Genomic DNA, 10236 nt, shown 5'->3' with positions numbered 1-10236 from the left:
CCGGCGGCACGGCTCAGGATATATTTGCCGGCTTAGTTCTTGGCAGGAATGCGAGCGACCATGCGCAGTGAGGTCGTCAGTTCCTCCATCTGCAGCCAGGGACGCATCCAGGCCACGGCGTTGTAGGAGCCGGGCTTGCCCGGGACCTCCTGCACCGTCACCTTGGCGTCACGCAGCGGATAGCGCGCCCGGGTTTCCTCACCCGCCTCGTCATTGGCGTTGACATAGTTGGAAATCCAGCGGTTGAGCCAGGCCTCACAATCCTTGGCCTCCATGAAGGAGCCGATCTTGTCGCGGCCCATCACCTTAAGATAATGGGCAAAGCGCGAGGTCGCCATCATGTAGGGCAGGCGTGCCGAGACGGCGGCATTGGCATTCGCCTCGGGCCGATCGTAAAGCTTGGGCTTGTGCGTCGTCTGCGCGCCGAAGAACACCGCATAATCGGTGTTCTTGTAGTGGCACAGCGGCAGGAAGCCGAGCTTGCCGAGTTCGGCGTCGCGCCGGTCGGTGATACCGACTTCGGTGGGGCATTTCAGATCGAGGTCGCCGTCGTCGCTGGAGAAGATATGCATCGGCAGGTTCTCGACCCTGCCGCCATTCTCGGCGCCGCGGATGGCGGTGCACCAGCCATATTTGGCAAAGGCCTCGGTCAGGCGCGTGCCCATCACATAGGCGGCATTCATCCAGCAGTAATTGTCATGCGGCAGCTCGCCGGTCTTGGAATCGCCGGTCTCGTCATAGCCGAATTCATCGATGGGATGCGTCTTGGGTCCATAGGGCATGCGGGCCAGGACGCGCGGCAGGGCCAGGGTGACGAAGCGTGAATCATCGCTTTCGCGCAAGGAACGCCACTTGGCATACTCAACCGTCTCGAAGATCTTCTCGAGATCACGCGGGCGTGCAAGGTCGCGATAGTCCTCGAAGCCGAACATGCGCGGGCTCGCCGCCGAGATGAAGGGGGCGAAAGCCGCTGCCGCGATCGAGGACAGGCCCTGCAGCAGCTGGACGTCATCGAAGGAGTTGTCGAATTCGTAGTCGCCCACAATGGCGCCCATCGGCTCGCCGCCGGGTGTGCCGAACTCGTCTTCGTAGATCGACTTGAACAGGCGAGACTGGTCGAACTCGACGGCCTTGGACAGGTCCCTGGCGAGATCGCGCTTGGAGGCATTGAGCACCCGGATCTTCAGATTGACGCTGGTCTCGCTGTTTTTCACCAGATAGTTGAGGCCACGCCAGGCGCCTTCGAGCTTGGTGAATTCGGGCGACTGCATGATCGCCGCCAATTGGCGCGAGATCGTCTTGTCGAGGGCGGCGATGGCGTTGTTGAGCGTCACCGTCAGGTTGCGGTCGTAGACGACCGTACCCTTGAGAGCTTGGTCAGTCAGGGTACGCAGCAGGTCCTGGGCGCGGTCCGGCTCGGTCTGACGCGTGGCCGCGACGACCTGGGTGAGCAGGTTCTCGTCCGCGGAGGTTTCGACGACAACATCGCGCTGGGCTTGAGTCTTGGCATTCATGGCTCGATCCTCGTATCGCTCAGGCGTCAGTTCGCCGAGCCGTCCTTGTTGTTGCCGTCGAGTTGGCCGACCAGTTTCTTGATGTCGGACTGGCTCTGCAGGATGCTTTCGAGCAGACGCTCGAGATCCTCGGAACGGTCGGCCTTGCTCATCAGGTCGCGCAACTGGTTGCGCGCGTCGAGCAGGGCCTTGAGCGCCGGAACCTGGTTGACGATCGAGCCGGGCTCGAAGTCTTCCATGCTCTCGAATTTGAGGTTGACGGCGAGATCGGTGCCATCATCGGCCAGGGTATTCTCGACCGCGATATTGAGGCCGGGCGTCATGCGGCGCATGACGTCGTCGAAATTGTCGCGGTCGATCTGCACGAATTTGCGCTCACCGAAGGGTTTGAGCGGCTGGGTCGGATTGCCCGAGAAATCGCCGAGCACGCCGACGACGAAGGGCAGCTCCTTGACCACCATCGCCCCTTCGGTCTCGACTTCGTACTTGATGTGAACTCGGGGCTTGCGCACCCTCTCGAGCTTGGCGTGAACGCTTTCCATCTTGGTCTTCCTATCTGTGCCATGAAGCACGCTGATAATTTCTTGTATCGTCGGGACGGGAGATGCTGGCGGGGGCGAGGGCCTCAGCCCCCGTCAAGCCCGCTGGCGCCTCTCAAGTGTCCCGCTTCTCGGCTTTGGCCTGAATCCCGGCCGCGGTCAGGACGGCATTGCGCGTCTGCGCCTCGGGAAGGAGTTCGGCCAGCAGTTCAGAAAAGTCCATGCGCCCTCTGCGCACCAGTGTTTCGATGGCTAAGGAAATCGGGGAATGCGGTTCCGTCCGTCGAAAATGGCGGGCAACGGCGAGCAGGATCTCGAAAGCTTCCTCGCGCGAGCCGATGACGCTGCCGGGGGCAAGAGAGCGCGGTGCTGCCAATGCTGGAGCGGCGTCACCGACACTGGCCGCCTGGATCTCGGCCGTGGAGACTGGCGCCGTATCGCCTTCTTCCCCACCAAGGCCGGTGAGATCCCGGATGGCTGCCGCAACTTCCTGCAATACGTTGCGGGTGTTGGAGCTCGGCGGTGCCCGATCCCCACAGCGCTCGGTCAGCACCGCTGCCAGCTTGGCGAAGGAGGCGATGCAGTCGTTGACGACGGCCAGATGTGCGGCCATGGCGGTGATTCCCGCCTCCGTGGCTGCCTCGTGCAGGAGATCGCGACGTTCGGTTTCTCCGGCGCGCTGAGCGAGCTGGTAGTCCCATAGCGAGTGCTGGGCAAAACTGCCATTGGGCACCAGCGAGGCCAGTCGAATCGCCTGGATCAGCGAGCCTTCGCTGTTGACGCCATTGAGACCGGCAAGGGGGGCCAATCGCTCCTCGATGTCGTCGTCGCCAATGGAATGCAGTTGCTCCCAATAATTGTCTAAAAGCGACATCATGGCCGCGAAACTGTCCCGCAGCCCTTCGAAGCCACGCAGCCTAAGCTGGGCCTCGGCGAGCCAGGCAAGGATTTCGATATCCTTGCTATTGGACGACAAGATCTGCAGACCTAGTTCATTGACTTCATGCCAGGCCGGCGTAAGTCGAATATTTTCATTCGGAGACGCACTACGTTCAACGCTTCGAGCAGCATTTCGAGCGTCCTTAATCCGATAATACTTTTCCTGATATTTGGGTGTTACCCTGATATTCTCGCCGCATGGGCTGTCCTGCCCAAGTGGAGAGATAATCTCCCTCAAATCCATCAGCACAGCGGCCCCAAGCTTTAAACTCCTGACACATCCCGATGGCAGTCTGCTTCCAAATGCTCAAGCATTCTGTTTCCAAAGATACAGTAATGTCAATGCCACAGCCGGTATGATGAATTAATGACGGACTATGGTATTAGCCTACAGTTTTCCAATCGATGAAGAATTATATGAATCATGTCGCGCGAATGTCATCAAATTGTCATGTACTATCGTACCGCCATTTTAGAGATAGACTCGCAGTGGTGTACCGGTATCTTGGCTTTTGTAATAATAGCTCTATAGACGGAAAATGGGAATCCTGCTTAACTCGATTGACGTTACGGCGCACTTGTGCATGAGCAGAAAAACCTACGTGGAATTCGTGGATGCCGAATATTGATCTCAACCAACTTGTCAGGATGTTGGGACCGGAGCTACGTGTCGCTCTTGAGACAGCTGCGTCCATCGCCGCACGCAATGCGAACCCCACTGTGGAGGTCGCGCACTGGCTGAGCGGGCTTGTCCAAGCGCCCGATCTGGTGGCGCGTTTTGAACAGGCAGGGCTCCGCGTCGAAGCTCTCAGGCGCGAGCTCGACATGGCCATTGCCGACCTGTCGCGGGACGGTCAGGCGCAGCTGACTCTGTCGCAGAATGTGCTGACGCTTGCCCGTGAGGCGTGGCTGGTGGCTTCGCTGCAGTTTGGTCGCAGCCGCGTGGAATTCGGCGATCTCCTGGTGGCGCTTTCCACCGAGCAGAGCCTTCGCATCGTAGCGCGAGCCACGGCCCCAAGCCTGCGGGACATCGATCTCAAGGCCGTCGAAGCGGCACTTGCCGATCTCAAGACCGGGAATGCGGATCAGGCGCTGGCTGGGGTGGCAGCACCGACCGGGGCGGCCGCCGGCGAGAGCGATTTCCTGCGTCTCTACACCCAGGACATGACGGCGGATGCCCGCTCCGGTCGCATCGATCCGGTGATCGGGCGTGACCGTGAACTGCGCCAGGTCATCGACGTCTTGATGCGCCGTCGGCAAAACAACCCGATTCTGGTCGGCGAGGCCGGCGTCGGCAAGACGGCCATCGCCGAGGCGCTGGCCCTGGAGATTGCGGGCGGCAATGTGCCGGCCATGCTGAAGGGTGTGCGCCTGCTGTCGCTCGATCTCAGCCTGCTGCAGGCCGGGGCCGGGGTGAAAGGCGAGTTCGAACGCCGGCTGCATGGCGTGGTGGATGCGGTCAAGGCCTCGCCTGTGCCGATCATCCTGTTCATCGACGAGGCGCACAGCCTGATCGGGGCCGGCGGCCAAGCCGGACAAGGCGATGCCGCCAACATTCTCAAGCCCTCGCTGGCACGCGGCGAACTGCGCACCATCGCCGCCACGACCTGGAGTGAATATAAGCGCTTCATCGAACGCGACGCGGCGCTGACCCGCCGCTTCCAGACCGTGAAGGTCGATGAGCCTGACGAAGAAACCGCGATCCGCATGCTGCGTGGCGTGGCCGGTGCCTTCCGGTCCCATCACAAGGTGCGCATTCGCGACGAAGCGCTGGCTGCGGCGGTACGATTATCCGCACGTTATATTCCAGCTCGCCAATTGCCGGACAAGGCGATCAGTCTCATCGATACAGCCGCAGCTGCGGTATCCCTGGGGCGGCAGGCCGTTCCGGAGGCGATCCGATCGCTGCGTGGCGAACGCGAATTGCTGGAAGTCGAGGCCGCCTGGCTCGTCAAGGAGCCGGAGAGCACGGAAGGTCTCGAACGGCGCGGGCAGATCGATAACCGACTCGCGGTGATCGCCGACGAGATCGAGGGGCTTCAGACCCGCTTCGAGGCCGAGGCGCGTTTGGTGGAGGAGGCCGATCGGCTGGAGGCAATCCTGTCGGGCGAAGACGAGGCAGGCGAGCCCTCGTCGCCAGTCGGTGATGACGGGAATGTCGCGCCTTTCCCCGAGCAGCCCGGTACCCGCGAAAGCGCCCGCGCCGCGCTTGCGGTCGCCGAAGACAGCCTCGCAGAACTCACCGGCGAAACGCCTCTCTTGCCGCGCGCCGTCGACCGCGAGGTGATCGCTTCGCTGGTGGCCCGCTGGACAGGCATACCCGTCGGCAAGCTGCTCACCGACCAGATCGAGACGGTCAAGACGCTGGAAGCGCGCCTGAAGGAGCGTGTGATCGGCCAGGACGGCGCCATCGGTCGTGTCGCTTCGGCGATGCGCACGGCCCGGGCCGGGCTTTCCGATCCGCGCCGGCCGCCGGCGGTGTTCCTGTTCGTCGGCATGTCCGGCACCGGCAAGACCGAGACGGCGCTGGCGCTTGCCGACCTGCTCTATGGCGGCAGCCAGCATCTGACCACCATCAACATGTCGGAATTCAAGGAGGAGCACAAGATCTCCATGCTCCTTGGTTCGCCGCCCGGCTATGTCGGCTATGGCGAGGGCGGCGTGCTGACGGAGGCCATCAGGCGCCGGCCTTATGGCGTGCTGCTGCTGGACGAGATCGACAAGGCCCATCCCGGGGTCCAGGAGATCTTCTACCAGGTCTTCGACAAGGGCACGCTACGCGACGGCGAAGGCCGCGACATCGATTTCAAAAACACCACCATCGTGATGACGGCCAATACCGGCTCGGAACTGCTGGCCACACTGGCTGGCGATCCCGACACCATGCCGGAAGGCGAGGCGCTGGAGGGGCTGCTGCTCGGCGAATTGCAAAAGCAATTCAAGCCCGCCTTCCTCGGCCGCACCACCATCCTGCCCTTCATGCCGCTCGACAAGGCGGCGTTGTCGGGCATCGTCGACATCCAGATCGGGCGCATTCAGGGCCGCGTTTCGGCGAGCTATGGCAGCGACGTTGTCCTTCTGCCTGCGGCGCGTGAGGCCCTGGTTACCCGCGCCGGCACCAGCGAGATGGGCGCACGTGCCATCGAAGCGATGATCGCGCGCGAGCTTCTGCCGGATCTGTCCACCTTTTTCCTCGATCAGGTCGCCGCCGGAAGCAAGGCGGCGCGGATCGAGATCGGATTTGACGGACGCCGTTTCAGCATTGGCGCTGAGCCGGCGGCGGCCGCCAAGGAATTCGCCGGGCCGAGGAAACGGCCGGCGGATAAAGCAGCCTCGAATGGCAAGAAGGCTCATTCGGATGCGGTACGACCCAGAAAGGCGCGAGCGCCTTGACCTGACAAGGCCGATTCAACTTCGAACAGGAGAGAAGTAGTATGCCGATTTATCTGCAGCTCGATGGTATCCAGGGCGACGCCACCCAGGAACAGCATAAGAAGTGGATGGATATCGAAGCCATTCACTGGAATGTTTCGCGCAACATGAACACCTCGGCGGGTTCCGCCGCCAACCGTGAAGCGTCCGAGCCGACGATTTCGGAAGTGATCCTGACCAAGGTCAGCGATTCCTCCTCCACCCGGCTGTTCCAGGAAGCCTGCTCGGGCCGCACTGGCAAGACGGCGGTGATCCACCTGGTGTCCACCGGCAGCCCCGGCAACACCTATATCGAATACACGCTAACCAACACGCTGCTGGCCAATTATTCGGTCGATTCGAATGGCGACCGCCCGGTCGAGACGATCCGGCTCAACTTCACCAAGATGCAGGTGAAGTACACCCCCTACGGCGAGGACAACAGCAACGGCTCGCCGACGATCGCCACCTACGATCTGGCCACGACGAAGGCCGCCTAAGAGCTGCGCCGCACTGGACGCCGGCCTTCATCGGCTGGCGTCCAATTCGTTCGTTTACGCCTCGGGATCTTCGATCGAGGCGCCACCAACACAGGCTTCACATCAGCGAAGGGGAGTACGATGGGATTCCAAGACGGTATTCGAAAGGTTTCTCTCACACCCCAGCATCTCATTGTCGAAGAAAAATATACCAGCAGCCCTTTGTTCGACATGGTCGCGCCGAGCCAGAAGGTGAAGGGGATCAAGGTCGCCGGTGTGAAGCACGTGCATGGCTTGCGGCGCGTTGTCACTCTGGCCAGGGTCGAAGACGTCTATTTCAAGGGGCGCAAATTGCCCGGCATGCCCGGGGCCAGGGAGCTGTTCGAGGAATGGATTACGCCAGGCCAGCAGCTTACCACCCGTGCGACCGGCGAATTGACGCTATCGCTCACTTATGTCGGGAAATACAACGCCTTCAACGCCAACCTATTTGGCAGTACTGCGAAAAAGATTCCTCTCGGGTTCATTGATTATTGGGGAGAAGATCCCGCACCCGGCGTAATTTTGCAGACCAATGCTGCGGTACCCTTTGTCCAATATGGGGACGAAAATCTCATCGCTGCTGCCTATTACAACACCAAGACCAAGCGCTTGGAAATATTGCGGCAATTCAATGTCAAGACGCTCGCCGACGACTTCATTCGGCGCTTCGCTCCCGAATATTCGTCTGGGTCGTAAGTGACTGTTCGATGGCCGGGAGGGCGGCGCTCCCCGGCTTGCGTGAGGTTTGAATTCAAGCATCAGATCAGGAATTGCATTCGATGGACGGCGACGCCAGCTCAGCATCCTACATCCAGGCCGAACGCATCCTGCGCATCGAGACGCCCTTGGGCTCGGATGTGCTGCTGCCCGAACATGTGGAGATGCGCGAGGCGGTGAACGATCTGTTCACGCTGGTGATCGCGGTGCGCTCCAAGAAGACCGACATCAAGCCGAACGAGATTGTCGGCAAGCTGGTCGACGTCTCCCTCGAACTCGGCCAGGGCGAGCGGCGCACCTGGAATGGGCTGGTGGTGCGCCTCGTCGAGGGACCGCCGGTGACTCGGGGCCTGCGCGCCTATCAGCTCGAGATCCGGCCCCAGCACTGGCTGATGAGCCAGCGTTCGGACTGCCGGATCTGGCAGGACAAGAGCTCGCTCGACGTTGCCCGCACTTTGCTCTCCGAGCACAAGCTGCAGGCGCCGGTAACCTCGGGCGTCATCCCCGAACCCAAGCCCCAGCATTATTCGGTCCAGTTCAATGAAACGGACCTCGCTTATCTCACCCGCCGCCTGGAGGAGGACGGCCTGTTCTTCTGGTTCGAGCATGAGGACGGGGAGGCCGGCTCGGTCGCGGCCAGGCACGTCATGCATATCGCCTCGCATGTCTCGGGCTACACCAGCGGGCCGGAGACGGATGTGCGTCTCGCCATGGGCTCGAGCGACCGCAACCACCTCACCAAATTCCAGCGCAGTTTCACCTATGTGCCCGGCAAGCGTTCGGCGGGGGACTGGAACTTCCTCACCCCCGGTTCCGTGCCTTCCGGCGAGACGCCGAGCCTGGTCTCGCTGCCGGGCAACGAAGCCTATGAACTCTATGAATACCCCATGGTCGGCGGCTACGGTTCCGACAGTGCCTCCGAAGGCATCGCCAACGATCGGGTGGAACTCCAGTCCAAACTGAGGATGCAGGCCGCCGAGGCCGATTTCGAGCGCATCGAGGGCGCTTCCTCCATCCGCACGCTCCAGCCCGGCCGGCGCTTCAAGCCCTATGACGTCGCCAATCCCGGCAACGCCTATGAGGAGCACGTCACCTTCCAGATCGTGCATATGGCGCGAGACCGCTCCTACGAGACGAATGAGGGCGAGCCGGAGTATTCCAACCGCTTCATCGCTTTGCCGAGCCGGGTGCCCGCCACGCCCCATCGCTCGACGCAGCGCCCGCGCATCGATGGCACCGACATCGCCATCGTCGCCGGGCCGCCGGGCGAAGAGATCCATCCCGACAAATATGGGCGGGTGAAGGTGTGGTTCCCCTGGGACCGCCGCGCCAGGAAGGACGGCACCGACACCTGCTGGATCCGGGTGGCGCAGAACTGGGGCGGCGGCAACTGGGGCGGCCAGATCATCCCGCGCGTGGGTATGGAAGCGATCGTTTCCTATCTCGGCGGGGACCCCGACAGGCCGATCATCACCGCGCTGGTGCCCAATGCCAGCCAGCAGGTGCCCTACCAGCTGCCCGAGCACAAGACCAAGAGCATCTTCCGCTCCAACACCTACAAATCCAAGGACCCGACCAAGTTCAACGAGTTTTCCTTCGAGGACGCGCCGGGCCAGGAGAATTTCCACCTGCATGCCCAGAAGGACATGACCTCGAAGGTGCTCAACAACCAGATCCACACGGTGGATGCCAGCGCCTTGCATTCCTATGGCCAGCAGCACCAGCTCACCGTGGGTGCCAACATGAATCACCAGGTCGGCGGCGGGCTCAACCAGGTGGTGGGCGCGACCACCGGCATGGGCGCGGCCGCCCTGCTGGCGCCGCTCGCCGGGCTGATGGGCCAGAGCGCGGGCATGCTGCAGCAGGCCATGGCGATCGCGGCCCAGGCCGCCGCGAGCCAGCCCGGCAGCGCCGCCAGCAAGACCGCCGGCGCGGCGGCCTCGGCGGTGACGCAGGCCGCTCTGGGCGGGTTGGGCGGCGGATCCGGCCTCGGCGCTGCGGCGGCGGCAGGGGGAGGAAGTAGCGGCAGCGATGGCGGTATCCTCTCCACCCCACCCTTCGTTCCGCCGGCCGATGCCGGCGGGCAGGGCGGCATCGCGGGGGGCATTGCCGGCTCCTTGATGAACAACGTGCTCGGCGTCGCCTCCGGCCTCTTCGACCAGGGCCTGAAGGCCGCCGCCAATGTCGCCCCCCAGGCCCTGTTCCAGGCTGGCGGCGCCCCGATGGCCGCGGCTGGGACATCGGCGCTTGGCACGCTGGGTGGGCTGTTGGGCGGGGGCAATCACAGCATCACCGTTGGCAGAATGCAGGCTCAGAATGTGGGCGTGGCGAGAACCACGCAGGTGGGAACTGCCGATGTGTTGAATGTGGGGAGCGTGGCGCTGGAAAAGGTGGGGCACGCCAAGAAGATTACGGTTGGCGAGGAGTTCGTCATTGAAGTGGGCAAGAGTTTACTGGTCATGAAGAAGGACGGCACAATCGTAATCAAAGGAGTCAAGTTCAATTTTGAGGCGGAAGGGCCGTTTCAGCAGGTCGCAAAGGTCATTGATCTACAGGCTGGCAGTAAGCAGGCCTAAGTGCGCATTACGCAACGGT

General features: G+C 62.3%; 7 protein-coding genes. 4 read left to right on the top strand and 3 right to left on the bottom strand.

The annotated features are described in order from the left end of the window. Window positions 1–32: 32 nt before the first annotated feature. The 3 genes from tssC to tssA form a co-directional block, all read right to left on the bottom strand. Window positions 33–1514, bottom strand: a complete 1482-nt coding sequence (gene tssC / locus ACR9ZN_RS16210; RefSeq protein WP_481272668.1) for a type VI secretion system contractile sheath large subunit — start codon at window positions 1512–1514, stop codon at window positions 33–35. A gap of 26 nt (window positions 1515–1540) precedes the next feature. Beyond that, on the bottom strand, window positions 1541–2056 hold the full coding sequence (gene tssB, locus ACR9ZN_RS16205; protein WP_434957430.1) for a type VI secretion system contractile sheath small subunit: 516 nt from the start codon (window positions 2054–2056) through the stop codon (window positions 1541–1543). A gap of 112 nt (window positions 2057–2168) precedes the next feature. Continuing rightward, on the bottom strand, window positions 2169–3236 hold the full coding sequence (gene tssA / locus ACR9ZN_RS16200) for a type VI secretion system protein TssA (RefSeq protein ID WP_454816809.1): 1068 nt from the start codon (window positions 3234–3236) through the stop codon (window positions 2169–2171). Between the two features lie 371 nt (window positions 3237–3607). On the opposite strand from tssA, the gene tssH reads away from it, so the two are divergent. From tssH to tssI, 4 genes are all read left to right on the top strand, one after another. Then, a complete protein-coding gene (gene tssH / locus ACR9ZN_RS16195) occupies window positions 3608–6385 on the top strand; it encodes a type VI secretion system ATPase TssH (RefSeq protein WP_454815039.1) in 2778 nt (925 codons plus the stop codon). 41 nt (window positions 6386–6426) lie between these two features. After that, on the top strand, window positions 6427–6903 hold the full coding sequence (locus ACR9ZN_RS16190; protein ID WP_434957428.1) for an Hcp family type VI secretion system effector: 477 nt from the start codon (window positions 6427–6429) through the stop codon (window positions 6901–6903). Between the two features lie 120 nt (window positions 6904–7023). After that, window positions 7024–7620 (top strand): hypothetical protein, encoded by a 597-nt coding sequence (locus ACR9ZN_RS16185; RefSeq protein WP_149254271.1) that lies wholly within the window; start codon window positions 7024–7026, stop codon window positions 7618–7620. 83 nt (window positions 7621–7703) lie between these two features. Continuing rightward, entirely contained in the window at window positions 7704–10217 is a 2514-nt protein-coding gene (gene tssI / locus ACR9ZN_RS16180; protein ID WP_481272667.1) for a type VI secretion system tip protein TssI/VgrG, read from the top strand. Window positions 10218–10236 lie beyond the last annotated feature (19 nt).

The organism is Labrys sp. HAY1-8F (genome assembly GCF_056754975.1).
This window is presented reverse-complemented; position numbering and strand designations above follow the sequence as displayed.

Excerpts from the sequence above, each read along its gene's own strand:
- tssC (WP_481272668.1), bottom strand. The coding sequence starts at position 1,514 with ATGAATGCCAAGACTCAAGCCCAGCGCGATGTTGTCGTCGAAACCTCC.
- tssB (WP_434957430.1), bottom strand. The coding sequence starts at position 2,056 with ATGGAAAGCGTTCACGCCAAGCTCGAGAGGGTGCGCAAGCCCCGAGTT.
- tssA (WP_454816809.1), bottom strand. The coding sequence starts at position 3,236 with ATGGATTTGAGGGAGATTATCTCTCCACTTGGGCAGGACAGCCCATGC.
- tssH (WP_454815039.1), top strand. The coding sequence starts at position 3,608 with ATGCCGAATATTGATCTCAACCAACTTGTCAGGATGTTGGGACCGGAG.
- ACR9ZN_RS16190 (WP_434957428.1), top strand. The coding sequence starts at position 6,427 with ATGCCGATTTATCTGCAGCTCGATGGTATCCAGGGCGACGCCACCCAG.
- ACR9ZN_RS16185 (WP_149254271.1), top strand. The coding sequence starts at position 7,024 with ATGGGATTCCAAGACGGTATTCGAAAGGTTTCTCTCACACCCCAGCAT.
- tssI (WP_481272667.1), top strand. The coding sequence starts at position 7,704 with ATGGACGGCGACGCCAGCTCAGCATCCTACATCCAGGCCGAACGCATC.